General features: G+C 50.7%; 21 protein-coding genes. All 21 read left to right on the top strand.

Annotated elements, in window-relative coordinates:
• The coding region (locus PBA01S_RS10695; protein WP_218027436.1) for a CpaE/TadZ family protein at nt 1-905 on the top strand (905 nt) is incomplete at its 5' end.
• Between the two features lie 8 nt (nt 906-913).
• The gene (locus PBA01S_RS10690; protein ID WP_127575963.1) at nt 914-1,144 is read left to right on the top strand and encodes a hypothetical protein; all 231 of its coding nucleotides are present in this window, start codon (nt 914-916) and stop codon (nt 1,142-1,144) included.
• A gap of 39 nt (nt 1,145-1,183) precedes the next feature.
• A complete protein-coding gene (locus tag PBA01S_RS10685) occupies nt 1,184-2,305 on the top strand; it encodes an SAF domain-containing protein (protein WP_127575962.1) in 1,122 nt (373 codons plus the stop codon).
• 11 nt (nt 2,306-2,316) lie between these two features.
• The gene (locus PBA01S_RS10680; protein ID WP_127575961.1) at nt 2,317-3,048 is read left to right on the top strand and encodes a hypothetical protein; all 732 of its coding nucleotides are present in this window, start codon (nt 2,317-2,319) and stop codon (nt 3,046-3,048) included.
• Complete coding sequence (locus PBA01S_RS10675; protein ID WP_240267630.1) at nt 3,038-3,868, top strand: CpaE/TadZ family protein; 831 nt, start codon at nt 3,038-3,040, stop codon at nt 3,866-3,868. The genes PBA01S_RS10680 and PBA01S_RS10675 overlap by 11 nt, the downstream gene beginning before the upstream one ends.
• 3 nt (nt 3,869-3,871) lie before the next feature.
• On the top strand, nt 3,872-5,743 hold the full coding sequence (locus PBA01S_RS10670) for an ATPase, T2SS/T4P/T4SS family (RefSeq protein WP_127575959.1): 1,872 nt from the start codon (nt 3,872-3,874) through the stop codon (nt 5,741-5,743).
• Entirely contained in the window at nt 5,733-7,805 is a 2,073-nt protein-coding gene (locus tag PBA01S_RS10665; protein WP_127575958.1) for a hypothetical protein, read from the top strand. The genes PBA01S_RS10670 and PBA01S_RS10665 overlap by 11 nt, the downstream gene beginning before the upstream one ends.
• An 88-nt stretch (nt 7,806-7,893) precedes the next feature.
• Nucleotides 7,894-8,373, top strand: coding sequence for a hypothetical protein (locus PBA01S_RS10660; protein WP_009226907.1), 480 nt, complete (start codon nt 7,894-7,896; stop codon nt 8,371-8,373).
• A gap of 81 nt (nt 8,374-8,454) precedes the next feature.
• Nucleotides 8,455-8,853, top strand: a complete 399-nt coding sequence (locus tag PBA01S_RS10655; RefSeq protein ID WP_127575957.1) for a hypothetical protein — start codon at nt 8,455-8,457, stop codon at nt 8,851-8,853.
• Nucleotides 8,850-9,398, top strand: coding sequence for a hypothetical protein (locus PBA01S_RS10650; protein WP_127575956.1), 549 nt, complete (start codon nt 8,850-8,852; stop codon nt 9,396-9,398). Before PBA01S_RS10655 ends, PBA01S_RS10650 begins: the two co-directional genes overlap by 4 nt.
• Nucleotides 9,385-10,365, top strand: coding sequence for a hypothetical protein (locus PBA01S_RS10645; RefSeq protein WP_127575955.1), 981 nt, complete (start codon nt 9,385-9,387; stop codon nt 10,363-10,365). The genes PBA01S_RS10650 and PBA01S_RS10645 overlap by 14 nt, the downstream gene beginning before the upstream one ends.
• 118 nt (nt 10,366-10,483) lie before the next feature.
• Entirely contained in the window at nt 10,484-11,635 is a 1,152-nt protein-coding gene (locus tag PBA01S_RS10640; protein WP_127575954.1) for a copper amine oxidase N-terminal domain-containing protein, read from the top strand.
• A 276-nt stretch (nt 11,636-11,911) separates the two neighbouring features.
• On the top strand, nt 11,912-15,175 hold the full coding sequence (locus PBA01S_RS10635; RefSeq protein ID WP_127575953.1) for a DUF5704 domain-containing protein: 3,264 nt from the start codon (nt 11,912-11,914) through the stop codon (nt 15,173-15,175).
• 19 nt (nt 15,176-15,194) lie between these two features.
• Nucleotides 15,195-15,356: a hypothetical protein gene (locus PBA01S_RS22775; protein WP_164744144.1), complete on the top strand. Its 162-nt coding sequence runs from the start codon at nt 15,195-15,197 to the stop codon at nt 15,354-15,356.
• A gap of 57 nt (nt 15,357-15,413) precedes the next feature.
• Nucleotides 15,414-15,731: a DUF7678 domain-containing protein gene (locus PBA01S_RS10630; protein WP_009226914.1), complete on the top strand. Its 318-nt coding sequence runs from the start codon at nt 15,414-15,416 to the stop codon at nt 15,729-15,731.
• An 83-nt stretch (nt 15,732-15,814) separates the two neighbouring features.
• Complete coding sequence (locus PBA01S_RS10625; RefSeq protein WP_127575952.1) at nt 15,815-16,111, top strand: hypothetical protein; 297 nt, start codon at nt 15,815-15,817, stop codon at nt 16,109-16,111.
• Between the two features lie 377 nt (nt 16,112-16,488).
• Nucleotides 16,489-16,998, top strand: a complete 510-nt coding sequence (locus tag PBA01S_RS10620) for a DUF6036 family nucleotidyltransferase (RefSeq protein WP_127575951.1) — start codon at nt 16,489-16,491, stop codon at nt 16,996-16,998.
• 19 nt (nt 16,999-17,017) lie between these two features.
• Complete coding sequence (locus PBA01S_RS10615; RefSeq protein WP_255315338.1) at nt 17,018-17,392, top strand: hypothetical protein; 375 nt, start codon at nt 17,018-17,020, stop codon at nt 17,390-17,392.
• A 635-nt stretch (nt 17,393-18,027) separates the two neighbouring features.
• Nucleotides 18,028-19,320, top strand: a complete 1,293-nt coding sequence (ltrA, locus tag PBA01S_RS10610; protein ID WP_127575949.1) for a group II intron reverse transcriptase/maturase — start codon at nt 18,028-18,030, stop codon at nt 19,318-19,320.
• Nucleotides 19,321-19,593: 273 nt separating this feature from the next.
• Nucleotides 19,594-19,791, top strand: a complete 198-nt coding sequence (locus tag PBA01S_RS10605; protein ID WP_127575948.1) for a hypothetical protein — start codon at nt 19,594-19,596, stop codon at nt 19,789-19,791.
• A 22-nt stretch (nt 19,792-19,813) separates the two neighbouring features.
• Entirely contained in the window at nt 19,814-20,833 is a 1,020-nt protein-coding gene (locus PBA01S_RS10600) for a tyrosine-type recombinase/integrase (protein ID WP_127575947.1), read from the top strand.
• Nucleotides 20,834-20,893 lie beyond the last annotated feature (60 nt).

Genomic DNA, 20,893 nt, shown 5'->3' with positions numbered 1-20,893 from the left:
ACAACCAAACAGAACCAGATAAACCAATGGAAAAGAAGAGCGAGTTTGAAACGGAGGACACTGGAAACGAACCGGAACCGGACCTAACCCTAAACGAACCTGACCTGACGTCACAAATGTCCAGAATACCTCCTGACTTGCCAGCGGTTGTTGCCGTTTATGCTGCGAAAGGCGGCGTGGGAAAAACGACTCTTTTGCTCCATTTGGCCGCTCGGTTATCGAAGGAAGGGCTTCGAGTTTGTATTCTCGACTTGGATCCGAACGGCACGGTCGCCACTTTCATGCGCATACAGCCGAAAAAAACGGTCGTCGACCTTGTACGCCGGATCGACGATCCGCAAGCCAGACGGGCCTGTCTTCTTCAAACGAAGGCGGGCTTTTCCATTGTCGCAGCGCCGCTCTTGCCAGGGCAATTCCTACTGCAACCGGAAGAGCTGCAGGCCATCCTCCGCTTTTTGAAGGAAGAAACGAATATTGTGCTGCTTGACCTGCCTGTTTCGTTGGACAGGCTGACCCGACTGGCCTTGGATCAGACCGACCAGTTGATGTTGGTCACGACGGACGAGCCGGCCAGCTTGTTCAATTTGGATCGGGTGAAGCCGTTCCTAACCGGCCTTCGCCCAACACCGGAGTTCTATCTGGTATGGAACCGGTTGAAGGAACCTGCTCCCAAACAAGATTGGAAAGAACGGCTGCCGTGGCCGATAGTACTGGAGTTGCCGGAAGATCCAACCGTTTACCGGTCCGTCCGAAGCGGGGAGTGGACCTTATCTTCCCCGAGCAGCCCTTATCATGTACAGGTGGGCCGGCTTGTAGATCGGTGGATGGGACGGGAAACGGTGTCGCTTCATGAAAAACGAGGATGGCTACCTCGATTGACGTCACATCTCAAATCAGGAAGGTGAAGAGACGAATGAAGGTCCGAGAGACACGGGTCATATACCCGATCAATGGTCGAGGCGGTCTGTATATCCTCATCGAAGGTACACAAGAAGAGATATATAAAGGTTCGGCGGATAGAACGGCCATAGAGACGGCGAACCGGAATGGGTGGAAGGGAGCTGGAGAAGCCAGTATCGGCATCCCTACACGGGTCGGCGTTCAGTTGTATACGCGTGCATACTGGTTTCACGAAAAGCAATAGGCGGTTTTACCACGCTGAATGGAGAGGAGAAGGTAGGCGATGTCTTTACTATACCGTTACCGGAAACCGATCGTCATCATTGCGATCGGTTTTAGTTTTGTTTTGCTCCTAGTTTCCACCATATTTGTTCTCCAGCATCAAGCGGAGCAGAAACGGCTGCAACAACAGATGCGGGATCATTACGAACAACAAATCGAGCAATTGAAAACAAACGAACAACAAGGTAAAACGCGAATCCTGGTGGCTGCAAGGCCGATCACGGCGGGAACAACACTTGGAAACGGGGATATTCAGGCGGTGGAGGTCGTCCATACCCTAGTACCTTCGGATAGCTTCAAAGATCCGCAGATGGCGGTCGGAAAGATCGCCAAAATCGATCTGCAGCCGAATACGCCGCTTGTTGCTTCCATGTTGTATGAGGAGGGGCCGATCCCAAGGGACTTGAGGATGCAAGAGTTTAACGTCATCCAACTGCCGACCCATTTACAGAAGGATCAGGTGGTCGATGTCCGAATCAACTTTCCGACCGGCGAGGACTATATCGTGTTGTCCAAAAAGAAGGTTCGAGACCTTTCGGGGATGATCGTCCGGCTGGAAATAAACGAGCCGGAAATCTTGATGGCTTCCAGCGCCATCATCGATGCGTATTTGCAAGGGGCCAAGCTGTACGCACTCCCCTACATCGAACCGGGTCTGCAGGAAGCGGCAATCGCCAATTACCCCGCCAACCCGAAAGTGCTTGATCTGATGGACAGGGACCCGAACGTACTGGAAAAGGCCAAGACTGAACTCGCTCGCCAGTTGCGCAGTAGGCTGGATATCAATTTGAAAGCGATGAGCGATGCGGACAAACTACGGGTGGTCAGCGGTAGCGTCACCGTTCAGCAGCAGTTGCAAAACGATCGGATCGTTACTCAACAAGGCAATGCGATGGAGCAATCGGCGCAACAGCAAGCTGCAGGGGTGGAACAAACGGAGCAAGACGGTCTACCACCATCAGACGATAAGCCCGCGTCTACTCCTGAGCCGACAGCGACAGAACCGGCTTCCCATCCGCAGCAGGGTACATCCCAGCCGCTCCCGGAGCCGTCCGCTTCCGACGAACAGCCGACCAACACGGACAAGCTGGACGATATCTTCAACCAGCCGCCGGTATCCTGAAGGAGGTTGTCATGAAAAAAATTGTTTTTCTCGGTGCGCCGGATAAAAGCCATTTGCTGCTCGTGTTGGGTAAACTGCTGGTTGCCGCTGGGCAAAAGGTGCTTATCGTCGATTCAACGATCGCACAATCGATACTTGGGTTTATGACATCTCCGGATGAACGGCAGGCTTCTTTCGTTACCGAATTTGATGGGATGGATATCGCGGCAGGGTTCCTTACGTTCGGCCAATTGGACCGTTTTCTGAAACAAACGGAAACGGAAGGGGAATGGGCGGATTACGATGTGTTCCTGCTCGATACGGATCATACCGAATTTGTGAAAGGAAAAGATCTGCCATCCTATGACCAAAGGGTCTGGTGCAGTAATTTGGAGAAGCTGGCGATGTTGAAAAATGCGGAGTTGATGCGTCGGCTTTGTCTTAACGAATCCATCATTCGGCCGCTGCCGTTTTTTAAGTTGGTAAATCCATTCGTACAGTCGACTATAGCGGAGTCGTACATCGATTCGCATGTGACAACGGAATCTGTGGAGTGGCAGGAACCGGTGTTACGTATCCCGTTCGATGAGCGGGATGTTTCGGCTCGCATCGATCACCAGCATCATAGCCGCATTGAATTAAGAAAACTGTCGCCAGCATACCGACATACGGTCTTTTCTATGGCTAAGCATATATTCGGCCTGGATGAGCGAACGATCAAAGCCGCGTGGAAACGATCAAGGAGGGATTTTCGTGGGTCATAACATCGTATTCTGGAGCCCGGTACCGGGTCAAACGGGCAATACGACGAATCTGATCGCCGTCGCGGCGCTGCTCGGACTTGAATATTCCTCCCGAATCGTGTTATTCGGCCATTTGCAAAGCCGCCGTGCGGCAGTCGAGCAAGCGCTGATCAAGCGAAGCTCCGAAGATCTGCTTGCCTTTGTAGCGGACTCCGGCATCGATGCCTTGGCACGGCTTGCACAAAACGGCAAACTCTCGCCGGAAATGATCCGCGATTACACGTTGCCGCTCCTCCAAGAACGGCTTGATTTGCTGCCCGGTTCGAATAAGGCGGACAAAGCGTTGATCATGGGCGTGAAGGATATGCTTGCACCGCTACTCGATTCGGCCAAGCGCTATTACGACTTGACTTTGATTGACGGTGGCAGCGGTGTCGGGTCCGGTTGGACGCAGTTGCTTCTTCAAAACGCCGATCTTGTCATCGTAAGTTTGAACCAAAACCGTTTTGTATTGGAACGGTTCTTTCGGCATCGGGAGGATTGGCTCAAAGGGAAAAAACTATTGCTTGTTTTGGGGCAGTACGACCGTGATTCCGCGCTAACCGCCAAAAATATGGCACGGAAATATCGGGTGAAGATGCCGATCTATCCGGTCCCACATCAGGCAGGGTTCATGGACGCAGCGCAGGAAGGCCGGGCAATCGATTTTCTGTTTAGAAACCGTAATGTACCGCGCGATCATGCCCATCATGCATTCATGCAGTGCGTACGGGCGCTAGCCCAGGCGATCATCGAACAAGCCGAGTTAAACAAACCGTTTTTCGGCGGCAAGGGGGTGTGAACGATGATCGTTTGGATCAACGGTATCATGATCGTCTTGTTGCTTGGGCTGACCGCTGCGCTGATCTATTTTCGTATGAGCGGGCAGAAAGCGGAAAAGCCGCCGCAGGAACGAGCCTTTACGATTGAGGCGATGACCGCATTTGTAAAGCAGACGTTACACGATCTGACGAGCGGCAACCTGCATGACCTCGGACTATCCGAGGAGGAGTTTCGCCGCCGGAAAAGTAAGCGAGCCGAACTGAAAAAAGCGCTGCGCGGCTGTACATCCGGAGACATCCGGGACAAAGCGTACGTCAAACAATATTTGGCGGATTTACTGGTTCAGCAGTATGGGGTTAATGAAACGAACATCGACCGGGTGATCGCCTTCGACGACCCGTATGAACTTTCATCTCAGGACCAGTTCGAAGTTTTGCTGTACCTGTACAAAAAACGATACCGGTATGATGCGCTCGGGGAGTTGATTCGCAAGTATGAACTGGACCAGCCCAAACTTGGTATTGAAGATGGCCAGACCGAATCGTATCGGATTACCGCCGATGAAATCTACGAGATTTACAAAAAAGAAGCGCGGCGGCTGTACTTCGACGACAAACTTAGCATTGTCGTGCAACGCATTTATCAAATGTACAAGGGCTTTAGTGTCGTGGACGAGATCCGGGATATGAAGATCGACGGCGTGTCGGGAGGCGTATCCGGTTTGCAGCCCTCCGTATGGGAAGGGGAATGGGAGTTCCAGGCCGACTCCTTATTGCGGGAAGTGCCGAAATCTCACGACAGTGTTTGGGTATTTTACAAAGGTAAATCCATTCACTTTAGCTTCCTCTCCTTCGGCTCGGAGCAAGAACTGAAGCGTGTCTGCCAAAATATTTACAAGTACAACTATCCCGGCCAATTGTCGGAGAGCAACGGCTATAAAGTAAACGAGATGGCCGACGGCTCCCGCGTCGTCGTACTGCGTCCCCGGTTCAGCGAATCGTGGGCGTTTTTTGTGCGCAAATTCGATGTGCAAAGCGCCACGCTGGAACAGCTCATCCGGGATCGAAATGCTGAGCTGCCGATCCGGCTCATCCAGTATCTCGTTAAAGGAGCCCGAATTACCGCAATTACCGGTGCGCAGGGCAGCGGGAAAACGACGCTCTTGATGGCGATGGTCCGATACATTCCCGCTACGTACACGATTCGGGTCCAGGAGATGAACTTCGAATTGAACCTGCGGAAAATCTATAAGGACCGCAATATCCTGAGCTTCCGGGAAACCGAGACGATTTCCGGCCAGGAAGGGCTGGATATTCAGAAAAAGACGGATGGTACGGTCAACATTCTCGGCGAGGTGGCCACGGACCCGGTTGCGGCATGGATGATTCAGATGGCACAGGTGGCCTCGCTGTTTACGCTGTTTACCCATCACGCCAAGACGCTCCGCGATCTGGTGTTTTCTTTACGGAACTCGCTGCTGAAAACCGGTGTATTTCAGAACGAAAAAATCGCCGAGCAGCAAGTGATCAGCGTACTTAACTTCGATATCCACTGGAAGCGCGATATGAACGGCCACCGTTACATTGAGCGCATTACCGAATGCGTACCGCTCGATCAGGAGAAGGCGTACCCCGTCCATTTTCGGCAAGGTGAGAAGTTAGAAGACAAGATGGCTGCATTTATGGAAACGGCCGTTGAGTTTTTTCAGCGTTCCACCGACCGGAAGCTGTACGAGGAGCGAAATGTGATTGAATTTCAAAACGGAGCCTATGTGGCGATTCACCCTATATCCGCTCAAAACGCAAACGAGATGCGGGAACAGATGTCGGATGCGGATCGCATAGCCTTTGAGGCTTTTCTAACGGAGAACTGGGGGGAACGGTATGGAATTTAACCAGTTGCTTTCCCTTATCTTTGGCGGGGCGGTCGTGCTGCTTCTAGCCGCGATCCTGCTATTCCAGTGGCTGTCCCGCAAAAATACGGGTGCGGGTTCGATCCGCGAATATGAGGAACTGCGGCTCCCCGGCAAACCGACGAATCGACAAGCGGTTTACAGCATCTTGCAACGCATCTATTTGGCTTGCGAACGGGTTCCGTTGCTTCGTGCTTACCTGAACACGATCCGCAGGCGGCTGATGGTGCTAGAGCGGTACGATGAATGGAAGCTGCGGCTGGAGACGATCAAGATTGCGCTAGCGGCGTGGGGGCTGTTGGCGTTCACTCTGATTCCGCTGATCGGCTTTGTTCGTGATCCGGTAACTTTGATCATGATGGTCACAGGCATTTGGGCCATACATGGCATGCTTGCGGATCTGTTTGTGCATCGTGCGGAAAACCGGCTGCTTCACCATCTTCGCCACTTTATGGCCGATGTGCGGCATCATTACCATCGGCATGAAATGGTGGAGGAAGCGGTCTACGATGCAACGGAAACTGCGCCCTATGAGATGGCGCTGCACGGGCAGGAAGTCTATGAGGTGCTGACCGCCCACGAACCGGACGAGAGGCTGGAACGTTACGAGGAGGTGGCGCCGAATCGCTTTCTGAAAGGGTTGGCTGGGATTTCGCATTTGATTAAGGAATACGGGGACAAGAAACTGCAGACCGGTTCGCTCTACTTGAAGGCGCTTGGCAAACTGACGACCGAACTGAACCTGGAGATTTTGCGGCGGGAGAAGCTTAGCTATTTGCTGCAAGGGTTGACGGCGATTGCGCTTTTTCCGATGTTGTTCACAAGGCCGATTGAAAGCTGGGCCAGCCACTATTTTCCGATGATGGACGAATTTTATGCCGGTAAGCTCGGGTGGATCACGAAAGTGGCTCTTCTACTGGTCATTCTGGTTTCCTATGTATTGCTTCGCAACATGCGGGAGTTGGAGGGCGAAACCAAACCGCGGCGTCGCAAGCCTTGGGAGCAAAAAGCGTACGAACTTCCGTGGATTCGTCGGCTTATCGACCGGATCGTTCCTCATCCCGAGACGCGGGAAGCCACGCGCTGCAAGAGGCTGCTAGCCGAAACAAACTCGCCGCTCCGCTTGGAATGGTTTTGGGTGCAGCGCGCGACAGCCGGCATACTCGCGTTTCTGCTGACACTCGGGCTTTTTGTCACGTTGCATGCAGTCACCAAACACCAACTGTTATATGCACCGGTCAAACCGGATATGATGTTTGGCCGCTTGTCCGCCCGGGAAGAAGCGGAAAGCCGGGAGAAGTCGGTGCTGGATCGCCGGATCATGACGGAAGTGAAGGGGGTGAAAACCGGACTTCCGGAAGCTGTGCGTGCCGCTTTGCGCAGCGACCCGCAGTTACAGTGGGAAGAAGCGGAGCTGTTCGTTGCCGCGCAGCGCATTCTGTCCAAAATGGAAGCTATGAACCAAGAATACTTGAAATGGTGGGAGGTGATGCTGGCGTTGTTTGGGGGCTGGGTCGGCTACTCCGCTCCGGTCGGCGTTCTACAGTTTCGCCGGCGAATGCGGCAGATGGAAATGAAACATGAAGTGGACCAACTCCAGTCGGTGATCGCCATGCTGTCCGAAATGGACCGAATGTCGGTAGAGCACATGCTCGAATGGATGGAGCGCTTTGCCCACATCTTCAAGACACCGATTCAGCATTGCCTGCTTCATTATGAACATGGCGCGGAACAAGCGTTGGAGAATCTGAAAGCGGAAGCCCCGTTTTTGCCGTTTGTTCGCATGGTGGAAAAACTGCAAATGGCGGTCGAACGGATTCCGATCCGGGACGCGTTCGATGACCTGGAATCTGAGCAAACCTACTTGCAGGAACAGCGTAAGCAAGATTACGAACGGCTCTTGGATGCAAAAGCCGGGTGGGGGAAAATGATCGGTTTCGCACCGATGATGGTCCTTATCTTCGGTTATCTTGTTTTTCCGCTCGTCTATGTCAGTCTGTCGCAGATGACCGTCTATTACGAGCAGATTCAGAAAATTCAATAACAGCCTCTAAGGCCGTTTCCGGCTCTTGCATACCGCAAGGGCTTTTTTTTCATTCTCATCAATTTAATGTAGAAGGAGAGGGAACTCCATGTCCAACGCTCAAAAAGCGATCGTCATGGCGGCCGGCATTTTGCTTGCCGTCGCACTGATCACCTTGGCCGTTCTGCTGTTTATTTCCGCGCAGGATTCGACGAAAACGGCACAAAGCAACTTTTCCAATCTTCAGACGGAACTGTCGCAAATGCAGTTTACCGTCTACGACAACACGGTGCTGTCCGGCAGCCAAACCGTCAATGCCATTCGCAAGTTCAGCGGGGAGGACCAGTTTGGTATTCAAATCATCACCGGGAAAAATCCGGCCGGCCAATGGTACGGCAAAGTCATCAATACGGGCGTGTCAATGGATAGCATCACCTACGGAACGGTCATAGGGGCCGCACCCGGTCAGCTTGATCACACGATGGATGAATCCAATGTCAACTACGTGAATCCGAGCGGCAAGTTTAGGGCCCAATTGATCAAGGACAAAAGCAACGTGATCCGCGGCATCATCTTCCGGCAACAGTAAGAACGGACCGGCGAACGGCATGTCTTTGTCCTGAAAGCGCAAAGGCATGTCCGCTTCGCTTTGCGGAAAGGAGGACGGCTCATGGGGCACTCCGTACGAACCATGATGGATATAAGCTTTGCATGTCTTGTATTTGTGATGGCAGCCACCGCCGGGTTGCTCCTGTTTCAAAATGGGGCGACCGCGCTGAATGCGGCCGTTGTTTCAGAGCGAATGCAGGACCGAAATGTTCACCAAACGTTTTTCCCGATAGCCGGGGACGGCAGTGTATCCGGCGCGGAAGTACTGCAATCGCTTGCCCGCATCGGGGACGCTGGGGTGGAAGTCGTTGTGAATGGCGTTTTATATGCAACGACGATGGAGCGAGATGATATCTCAGCATCAAGCATTCGGTTGGATAGCCGGTATCAACCCTCGTACGAACGCGGTCCGGACGGGCAGTTGCGGCGAATTGCCTATGTTTTGCGAGGTGAAGGATGAACAGTCTACTCAAAGTGTTTGCCGTCTTGATCGCAGTTCTTCTATTATATATCTTCCCGGTTTCCGCCGCTTTTGATCAGCAGGATGATGTATCCGAACTGGTGGTCTTGCGGGCAACGACATCGTTTGTCGACGCGGTCCGGGACAAAGGTTATATTTCCCCAGTCATGTACAACGATTTTATCCAGGCAATCCATTTGACGGGAAATACCTTCGACGTTCAGATGGAGCACGGACAAAAGCGGTACAATCCGGTTTATGACGATTCTACGCTTCCGGAAACGTTCCGTGGCGAATACGACGTGCATTACGACACATTTTACAATGCACAAATCTTGAAGGTGCTGTTTCCGAACAGCGCGGAGGGCAAAGACGATCCGGCACGCCGCTACCGGCTGCATGTCGGAGATACGTTCTCCGTTGTCGTAAAAAACACGAACCGGACGAATGGAACTATCCTACATGATTTTTTGAATCATGCGATCAGTCCGAATGAGAAAATCTTCGTTCCGTATGGAGGCATTGTCCGAAATGAAGATGATTAATTGGGCGGTCGTGGGTGTTCTGATCTTATTTTCGTTTTTCGTGATCAATCGTATCGAAACGGACACCCAGCGGCGGGTATTGCTCACCGAACTGCGGTACGATGCAGCGTTGGATACAGCGGTAGATGATGCGGCGCGGGCGCTTTTGATCACTGCCGATCAACAACAGGAAGCACGCTATGAATCGGTCAAACAGGTACGGGTGAACAAGGAGGAAGCGATTGATACGTTTTACCGAACCCTGTACATGAACTTCGGCATTGCCGAAGATACGGTAGCACAAGGCGTTCTTCGCCGTTACATTCCCGCGATCATCGTGATGGATTATAACGGGTTCTGGGTATATGCGGAGGAAGAGTTTCGTAATGCGGCCGGAGAAACGGAAATTCGTCCGGTCTGGGGTGCGAAAAAGCCGTATGCTTATGCCGATAGCCAAGGGAACAGTTTGTCCTTTACGTTGGACGATCACGTCCTTGCCTACGAAGCCGGAAGCGGGACTTGGCGGGAAGGATTTCGATCGGAAATACAGGCGGAGACCACGATTCCTCTCTTGCGGGATGCGGCATTGTTCGAACAGGTGCGTCGCAGCACGATCGTGGACGCCATTCAGAATGAACTGGCATACCGAATCAATCGGCATAATCAATACGTTTCCCGCTACGGCATCTCCTACACGTTTACGCTGCCGACGATCAGTGCCGAAGAATGGAATAACACGATCGACGATATCGGCGTAATGGCGTTTGTGCAAGGGATTCCGATGGGGAGCAAAACGTACAACAATTACGCGCTCGGCGGCAGCCGGGTGTTGAAAAAGCCGGCGATTATCGGCGCGGTGAAAGACGGCAGAAAAGTGTATTACCGCGACACATGCGACTACACTTATCCGGTTGAAGAGACGTTTGCGAGTGAAAAAGAGGCTGCGCGGAACGGATATTGGCCGCTGGAATGCAGCAATAACCATTGAGGTCAAACGATTTTTATCCAAGGGTGGACAGGTTGGCACAGGGATTATAAGATGGAGACGTAACGTCGATTTCTTCCTAATATTCACATTTTTTCTCGAATAAAGGAGTGAACCGGACATGAAAAAATGGGTAAGTATTAGCCTAGCGTTTATAACGTTGTTCGGCCTAGCAGCAGGCAACTCCAGCGCGGCATTCAAAGCGCCGACGTTTGTCAGTGTCGTGATGGATGGCGAAAAAATCTGGTTCCCCGATGCCCAAGCGTTTTCCGATGAGAACAACCGGACGCTCGTTCCGGTTCGCTTCGTCGCCGAAAAGATGAAAGCGAAGGTAGGCTGGGAACCACAAACCAAGACCGTCCCGATTGAACAGGGGGATCAGCGTATCCGCCTGACGATAGGCGAGAACAAGGCGACGGTTAATGGCGAAGACGTGACCTTTGATACGAAGGCGATTATGAGCGGTGGCCGAACCTTTGTCCCGTTGCGCTTTGTCAGCGAGGTACTGGGTGTAGAAGTCAATTGGGATGGGGCGACATCAACCGTTGTGATTTCCACAAAGGAGAAGGAAGCTGGTGCCAAGTACGATGAATGGGGCCGGCTCATTCGCACCACCAACCTGCCGAAAAATTCGCAGGATTACCCGTATATTTTGGCTGACGTGCCCAATGAAATGTATGAGATGAAATATCCCTTTTCCAACCCCGATCCCGAGGAACGGTCGGTCTCGGCCGATATGTATGCGAACTGGCCGGAGTTCAAGAAAGAGAACATTGACATCTGGATGGGGCGGCTTAAAACATTCGGGGCGTTATGGCTCAATGTCGACTATCGTACAATTGACGATACATGGGCCGAAAAGCTGGCCGCAGTCCAATCGGACGGCAATACCGGAAAGTTGAAGGCAGCCAAGGAATACGTGGACTGGGTGAAAAAGAACCAGATCGTTCTTGAGGGATACTTGGATCCGGAACCGTCCATAATTTATCAGGATGGATTCGGCGGGTACCATGTGCGATCCAAGTTCAGGGTTAAATTCAATCAATTTAAGCAACATAAAACACTTATTTATGATACGTGGTTCCCAGGGGAGATGAGGCTGGAGAACGATACGTGGGTTTCAAATGATATTCCTTTTAAAAAGGGAGTTTGGTATGAAGGCTATTCGGATATTGCCTTGGTAACCAATGTTGGCGGGAACTGGGGGAAGGCGTTAAAGGTCAGTGCGAATGCAAGCTTGTTCTTTAACCATATTATTCGAGAGGCTGAGTAACAGATGAATAGAGGAATAAAAATCGGTTTGTGCATGCTGCTGGCATGCACTTTTTTATTGTCTTCCTGGCCTTTGATTACTCATGCAGATGTCCCGGACGTTCAATTTAGTAAAGGAAAAATAACGTTCAACATTACCAGTACAACCGCATCATCCGGAATTCGTTTTAAAACCGTCGGTTGGACAGTGCGCCGGGAAAGTTCGCCATCGTGTACGTATGATTCGCAAGGAAAACACTGTGACCCGACCGGCCCGGGATCGGCGAGGGTCGTAGGGTTGGAACAAACGGGACAGTACCCGCCAAACCCTGCGCCCGGCACTCCCGTCACCACGTTCTTCGAAGTGCCTGAGGCGAAGGTGACAAAAGCGTTAACCGATAACGGCCTCGAAGGCATTAAACAGAACGACCAGCTCTATCTCTATGCGATCATGACCGTTACCCGGAACGGAACTCAGATCGGAGGGCCTTACTATACATTAGATGCGATCAAGAAGGCGCAGCCGTGGGCTCATCCCGACGATCTGGACAATTATTTTGGGATTCCCGTAACCTACGACAGTCCGTCCTTTCCGGTTGATATCGTCTGCAAAACCGAAGCGGGGATGGTCATCACGGACCCATCGTGCACGTTCCGGAAGGGCGAGTTTTTAGCTGGAGAAGAGATTGAGCATACGTTCGCCGAAACCTTGGAATCGAACGGGAAATCGTATGAAATCGTCCGATCGTATGTAGTCTCCAAAAATAATCCCGAGAAAAAACAATATGTTCGGGAAATCGGGCAAGACAATCTGCTTGACCGGCACATTAGCGTATTCATTAGCGGAGCTGATATTGTCGCCGAATATAGAGAGTCAACCTCCTTGGTTACCGTAACCTCTCGGATTGAAGCTCCGGCAGAGGTTGCTGGGTCGGTTAACGAAGTCGAGGGGGATTTTATCTTTGAGGCGAAATCGCCGAAGTCCTTAAAGTCATATGAAATCACCAGTATTCAGAATGCGGCGCTAACGCAACCGGCCGATAAATCAGGAACGCTTACCGGTACATCGGCTACCAAAACGCTTCCGATCAAAATCCCGTTTACTTCCGGAAACAGCGTCACGGTAAAGATAACGGTTGTCGTGAAAGATGTGGACGGCAATATGAGCGATTCCACCTCGAACCACACGGTACGCAAACCGGGAAGTGACGGTAGACCGACCCCGGGTGATTCAAAGGAAGCAAGCGTGATGGATCCGGAGGTGTCCGCCGTGATTCAGGCCGATGCGCGCGGAGCCGAAAAATTTGATGTTCTTAAGGGCATACCCACATCGGAGAGTCTGTACGTCAACGCTTTGGCGAAGTCGTATTTGTATCGAAATACGTTCTTGGAAATGATCGGGACAAAATCGTACCCGATTCAAGTGAGTAAGACGTACACGTTGCGGTGGACGGAACAGGTATCCGGTCCCCCGGATGAGAACGGGAATCCGACGACGAGGACGGTATCCCGTTCGGATACCCAAACGGTTACTAAAAATTACACGGTGCAACGTAAATACAGCTTCTGGCTGATTGATCGCCTTGAGGTTTATAGCATTCAAAAAGCCAACTTCACCAACTATGCGCTTCCTTCGGGTGGGGTCACATTGCAACCGGCTGGTTATACACCGCCGTCCGTTTCCGCAGCACACGACGCTTCGTTGAATGCGCATATAACCGATCCCGTTTATTCAAATGTGAGGCTGCCCGGAGAAACCATTTCCGGCGGAAGCAGCCGCCCGTCCGTTCCGAATGAGGATTGGAAGTCGGAAGCGGAGGAGGCCGTCGGAAAAATCAAGGTAAAGAACGATTCACTCGTCTTTAATGGAGGGACCATTATGGACAATCGAGTCGTCGAGGAAAAAGCGCCGACTCCCGGAGCGATTCCGGCTCCGACGACAATCGGGCAGTATGTGCTATACGGATCGGGATATGTGATTGATTCATCGAAAACAAACAAGGCCAACCAGCCAAGTTCGGGCAACATTTCGTACGCCTTAATCAAAGGAATCGGCGGCGGTGAAAACAAGAGCTTTCCGATCAAAGGCATCAACCCGGTGACCGTGCATACGCCGGTGGTGAACTATGCTTCCGTTTCGGATGATCAGGCGCACAACCAAAAAACAAAACCGACGGCAGGGCGTTCCGCGCTTATTTTGGATCGACCGTTTACGGTGACCGTACCGACAAGCGGACAGCACCGGGAGATCAAGGGCTACGGCAATCGGGATTACGCCAAATATACGCGGGACAAGCAGGTATGGTTCCCGTTTGATGTGTATGCTGCGGACCGGAAAACCTTTATACCGAAAGAAACGTGGACATCGATTCCGGTGGCCCAGACCAAGACGACGTTCTATTTACCGGTTTGGGTCGATGAAGGCCAATATGAGGTGCTGTTTCGCACCTTCGCGGAGAACTGCCCTTCCGGATTTACGACGCAGATGAATGCCAATTTGGACCTTTCGCATCATGTGGCTACTCAAGTGGTTCCGGTAGAAGTGATCGGACGGTTGTATGATTTCCGCATAACCGATATCGCTGATTTCCAATGGGAGACCGTATTCCGAAAGCAAAAAGGCAGTGCAACGCCAACCGGGAACGCCTATTGGGTCGGGATGAAGGATATAGATGGTGCGGCTCGCGGCAATAAGCAGCCGTTCACGCTGCCTGTTCGGCAGGGCAGCCATCCGGAGACAGGGAAGAAGAATGTGGCCGTCAAGACGGGATATCATGTAAAGTTCGAAGTCATGACGAAAGGAAATATGTTCGGCTCAGGCGACGGGATTCGAATTACGCCGACGTTCTATTTTGTAGACCGGCAAGGAAAGAAACGTCAAGAAGTAGACTTGTACTATCACTCTGACACAAAAAAATTTGTCCGGGTTGGTTCGAGCGAGGATGTTGAGCGGCGCAATATCACATTGGATACCCGGTTGCGAAATGTAGCCAAGCAGGAGTTGATGGACACAGCCGGCTCATTGTGGGCTTTAAACGGCAGTAGCGGAACGAAACAATCCTTCATCAATCAATATCTGAAAAGCGCTCAAAAGCCAACCTATGTTGGCGGGTACGATATTATGCTGCTGCCTTCACAGCTCCGGACGTTTGTCGGCAACATGAACGTACCATCCGGTGTCAACGCAGCGCGCGCGAATGCTTCGGTACAGCACTGGTTCGGCGAGTACAGTATTCCGGCCGCGGCATATGCCGTACCGAAAGGATTCAATCTGGCTGAGTACGGACGTAAAAACGGGTTGAACGACAAGTCTTCGATTTTCCTGCGGGACGGATATATTATCGTAAATTTCAACCTAGAAACGATTCGTAACAAGGACCTGAACAACCCGCATCTGCAATACATTCATGGCCCACTCAACAACCAGTGGCAAATGGAAGGCTTCCAGCGCAGCTTTACCGATCCGTACGGCGTGACGTTCCAACTGAAGGATGGCGACGCGGTGTTTTATCATGCCAATTTATCATCCTATGACGATTATGGAACGGGTGGTACCCATTAACCGACAAGGAGGTGCTGCGATGCAAAAACAGGAATGGGAGGTCACCATTAAGTGGAAGGATGGGACTCAATCCTGTTATGTCTACGAAGGGAAAAAGGAAGATGCGCGCCGCGATGCGTATCTCAGTTCACCCCAAGGAGATATTCGAAACGTGATTGTAAAGCCGTATCGTCTTGATTAAATCATGATCAGGAAAAACGGTTCAGGTCTATTTCTTATTAGTACAAGGAGGAAACCGATGTTTCGTGAAAAGGGAAGCGTTTGGATGGGACGACGATTTGTCGGAGAGGTGGACGGCTATTATGTGGAGGCACAAGTATTTGACGAGCCGTCCACTTACGGGATTGCATTTGGGCGAATAAGTCGGTTGGACGTGTATCCGGATCGCTCATCCGGATTTCGAAGTAGAATAGCTTGTTACGAGCGAGGCTGGGACGGCGGCCCGCCGCAAGATCGCCGCATACGCCGGGTAGTTGAGAAGACGGTGGAACACTTTGATCGGAAACAAGTGGACTGGGCGGTTGAAGAAAAACGTTATCGGGAAAGTCGGGAGTGAATCTCTAAAAGAGCGACTTGCCAACCATGGCGCGTCAGAGTTAAGATCGACACCAGCCTAATGATCAGGAAGGAGAGGTTGGTGTGGAAACGTTGTCGGGTTGGCTAATGGCGGTATTTCAAAAGCGTATGGATGTTCTGGATTACCGATTCGCACAGCAGAATCGTCAGACAGAGGAATATAAACGGATTGCGGAACTCCGCGATCAACTTTGTCAGAATTTGTCGAAAGAGCAATTTCAAATTCTGTCCGAGTGGGAAGATTATAAGAACGAACGTGCTTCGGCTGAACGGGAAGCGTGGTACCTTTGCGGTCTTTCCGACGGACTGGGGATGTTCATAAGCATGGAAGAGCTTCCGCCGTTTAACAGACGGACTTAGCCCGTATATTCTTCACTTATCCCGCCAGCGTTCTGGCGGGTATTTTCATGTAATGAAGAGGAACTGCTTGATTTGTTCCGATTTCAAACGAAAGGTTACCTGAACTTATCCCATCGAAAGCATGGATTGAAACTTATCAAACAACTCAGATGCCTGAATGCGTAATTGGCAAAATTCAAAGAAAACTTCGATCGATTCATAATACGTTTAATCGGAAAGCCCGCCGTTTGGCGGGTTTTTCATTTTTTTTATTTTTTTGGTCGTTTGCGTAATGCGACAAGCAAGCTTCAGCCGTTCCGTACGGCCACGGCCATATGCCATCAAAGTCTCTTTTGAAAAAGCGATTTCCCTTTTATAATGAAAGGAGAGATGGAGTTTTGCGCAGTGCAGAAATCTTAAGGTATTTAGAAAAAGTCAATGAACAACTAAAACAACAGCAGTTACACGGCGAAATTTGCTTGTTTGGCGGAGCGGTGATGTGTCTAGTGCTCCAAAGCCGCGACAGTACCAAGGACGTCGATGCCATTTTCGCACCGACTCGCGAATTTTATGCGATCATCAAAAATGTGGCCGATGAGTATCGCTTGCCGGCCGATTGGTTAAACAATGCGGTAAAGGGATTTGTTTCGAGTCGGCATGATGTCCAGCTTTATCGCAGGCTGAGCCACTTGGACATTTTCGCTGCCTCGCCACAATATATGCTGGCCATGAAGTGCTTGGCTGCGCGAACATATGAAAGCAAGGATGTGGACGATATCCGCTTTCTGTTGCGGTATTTGAACATCCGAACGGCAGAACAGGCGCTTTCGGTAGTCGAACAGTTTTATCCTCAACACCGGGTGTTGCCGAGAACAGCCTATCTGTTGGAAGAACTACTAAATCATTAATCGGAAAAGAGGGATGGACATGACAGTGTGGGACATTGCCCGGGAAGCAGCAGCAGATATCGACCAATTCGCCATTCATTGCGGTAATTTTCTCGATGCTTTTTATCGGGCTACGCCTGAACAAAGAATTCGCATGGTACAGAGGGAACCGGAAGCTTATCCCGGCTTTCCAGACCACATGCTCCCGTTCCTGGCGGCCATGACACATAAGCTTTGCAACGATTATCAAGTGGAATGCCCGGCTTGGGTTCATCGGAAGCAATATACACTGAGTGAGCCGCACTTTTGGCTCAATGCAACCGGTAATCTCCGGCGTATTCTTTTGGAAGAAAGCCCGACCGAATTTAAAACCCGGAATTTGTTTGTAACGGCGAATACGCTGTCCAGAGCATAAGCGGTTTAGGCAAAATATTACTTGCTAGCTTCACTAGTAAGCCAATTACAAGTCATACGGAACAGTTGAGCCGTCCCATCGGGGCGGCTTTTCTATGTCGCGTGCCCAGAGGCACGCATTATCTAGTTGGTGAAAGTCCAACCAAGAGAGGGGCCAAGCCACTCTTGTAGCTAGGATGCTTGTGCATGGCGAAATCTGTGCGTAAAAGCGCATCGACGAAAGTACCGGCCAGAGGCCGGGCGAGCAACAACCCAGGCCGTAACATCAAGTGAATCCTGCCGCGTCGACAAAAAGGCCCTGCGAAGGGAAGAAGAGGAAGCCGAGTCCCGGACATATGGACGAAGGCCAAGGAAACTGTGCAGAACTTGGAACAATAGTGAAGAATCCTCCGGCGTAGAGGGATCGGCATGGGTTGAAAGATAATGCAGTGAACTGGGGAGACCCTCCCCCACACGGGATTTTTTTTTTTTTTTAGAAACCCGTAAAGAGACGCTCTATAAGTCCAGAAGATGAAGTGAACCGTCTGTGGGAAGGGAGTCCGAGGGGCTCATAGTACCGAAGAACCTAAGGACAACATAACCTTAGGGAGGGAAGGGGTCCTACTTTGTTTATGCTTTTGGAGGAGGTACGAGTGAGTGAATGCCAAGCGGCTAACGACACCCAAGGAAAAAGTTCAAGAACTCCAAGAAAAGCTAGGTCATGCGGCCAAGGAGAACCATAAGCGTAAATTCCATGCCTTGTACGACAAAGTCTACCGGTGGGATGTGCTATGCGAAGCCTGGAAACGGGTGAGAGCAAATAAGGGAGCTGCGGGAGTGGATGCCGTGACGCTTGCAGATATTGAAGAACAAGGAGAAACAAGTTTCCTCAAGGAATGCGAGCGAGAACTAAAGGAAGGCCATTACCATCCGCAGCCCGTGCGGCGGCACTACATCCCGAAGAAAGATGGGAAGCCAAGACCACTAGGCATCCCTACCGTGCGCGACCGAGTCCTACAGATGGCAACCAAACTAGTCATTGAACCCATCTTCGAAGCGGATTTTAAAGAAGTCTCCTTCGGATTTCGTCCGAAACGAAGTGCAAAGGGAGCGTTGGAGCGAATCCGGAAAGCCTGCAACCGTAAAGGAAATTGGGTAGTCGACGTCGATATCCAAGGCTACTTCGACAACATGAATCAAGAGAAACTCATGAAGTTGGTACAGATGCGTATCAACGACAGGAGGATCCTGAAGTTAATCCGGAAGTGGCTACAAGCGGGAGTCATGGAGGAAGGAAACGTAAGACGCTCTGATTTAGGGACACCGCAAGGTGGCGTCATTTCACCGCTTCTGGCGAATATCTACCTGAACTACTTTGACCGGCTGTGGGAGAAACACGGAAGCGGGTTGGGAGAACTGACAAGGTATGCAGACGATTTTGTAGTGGTCTGCAAAACCAGAAAGGACGCCGAGCATGCCTATGAACTCATAGGCAGAATAATGGAACGTCTGGAGCTAACCCTACACCCTACGAAAACCCGCATTGTAGGTTTATGGACAGGAGAAGAAGGATTCGACTTCTTAGGGATGCATCACCGAAAAACAAAAGCAGAAACCTCTCAAGGGAAGGTGTACTATACCACACAACAGTGGCTAACGAAGAAGGCAGAGGAACGTATACGAAGCGTGGTCAAAGACAGATTAGCCCCGCCCGGCATGCGTTCGAAATCGTTCGCGGAACAGGTGGAATGGCTTAATCCAAGGATTCAGGGATGGAGAAATTATTACTACACGAACTACAGCCAAAAGAGATTAGCGAAACTGGATTGGTATATTCTGCAGCGATTCACCCGGTGGTACGCGAAGAAGAGACAACGCAGGAATTGGAAGAGTTCAATATCTGAGGTGAAGTATATTGCCCAAATACATGGACTACAAACGCTATTGTAATCTGCATGCCCATGAATGACGAACATCGGAAAGCCGTATGAGGGAAAACCTCACGTACGGTTTGATGAGGAGGGGCTGGCGAGCCAGCCCTTTACTCTAGCAAAATCGAGGTGGCAGGTGTGGATAGAATTAAGTTTACTTGTTCGAAATGCGGAAAAACGATCCAAATTGACCCTGAGATTTTTGTTCGCATATACCAAGGTCACGATCATTGTTTGTCTTGCCGTACAAATAAATTAAGAACGGGAAGTAAACGTTGGGGTGAGGTGCAGAATGAATCAACAATATGAATGTTTATTGGAAACCAAAGGATATCGTCTTAAAATTTCAATCTATTCGGATGGTGTATTCTCGGCAGAACAGATGGCGCGGCAACGGGCGGTGCGGCTTCTCAAAGAGAATTACGGGATATGTAGAAACGAAGAGGCTTTTAAGGTCGTGGATGTACAAAAAAAGAGTTCTCCAATTTAAAAGAAATAGTGGGGTGAGCCGGATGAGCAGTAACGTCGTTCCCATGTTGCAAAGTAAAAGTCCGTTTGCCAAGCCGAAACGACGCCGAAATGCGATAACGGAGATGAAATTCGAAAAAGGGACAGAAACCACATTGTCGTGGGATGAGGCGGTTGAACTTTTCATCGCGGCTAAGCGTACGGAAACGGAAGCGGAGCGGACAGTGGAATTTGAACAGGAAAACTTGGACAGCTATCGCAAAATCATGGTAGAGCAAGGAATCGAACCACAGGTGGAGGGATTGACGGTTGATTTCCTTCGAAACCATTTCGTGGCGTATATGGTGGATGTGAAAAATTATGCGTTGAATACGATTAACAATCGAATCAAGACGATCAAGCGATTTTTTGCTTTTTTACACCAGGAAGGGTGGATTCAGCAAAACCCGGCCGACTTGTTAAAAGTCCGAAGCGGACAAAAGCCGATCATCTATTCATTTACGGAAGAACAAGTCGTTACTTTACTGGCACAACCGGATCTGACGATGTTTACCGGATACCGGGATTATTGCATGCTCTATCTGATGTTGGACACGGGCCTCCGCTTAGGCGAAGTGGTTAGATTAGATCTCATTCAAATCGATCTCAAACAAAGCTATTTGATCGGTGTATTGGGCAAAAGCAAACGGCCGCGTGACGTCCCGTTTTGCGATGAAGTGCGCAAAGTATTGCTGAAATATTTGAAAATACGCGGGGAACTGCCGGAGCCTGCTTTATTTGTTACGGTAGACGGCACTCGCTTAAGCGGGAGAACTTTCCAGGAAACGCTGAAAAAATATGGGGAGCAGGCAAAAATCCAAGGGGTCAGAGTCAGTCCTCATACATTGCGTCATTCCTTTGCCAAAATGTATATCCTCAATGGCGGCGATCCTTACAGCTTGCAAGAAATCCTCGGCCACACCACACAGGACATGGTCAAAGTATATGTGAACCTGTGGAAGCCGGAAAAGAAGCTGCAGCATATGAAAGCATCTCCGATGCGGAATTTGGGACGGAGGAAATAAAATACGCGTATGGGGGTAAAGGGACTTGAGGTATCGTTTTTCGGGTCTATATTTTTCATT

Origin of the sequence: Paenibacillus barengoltzii NBRC 101215 (assembly GCF_004000745.1) — a bacterium.
In the GTDB taxonomy this organism is placed as follows: domain Bacteria; phylum Bacillota; class Bacilli; order Paenibacillales; family Paenibacillaceae; genus Fontibacillus; species Fontibacillus barengoltzii.
This window is presented reverse-complemented; position numbering and strand designations above follow the sequence as displayed.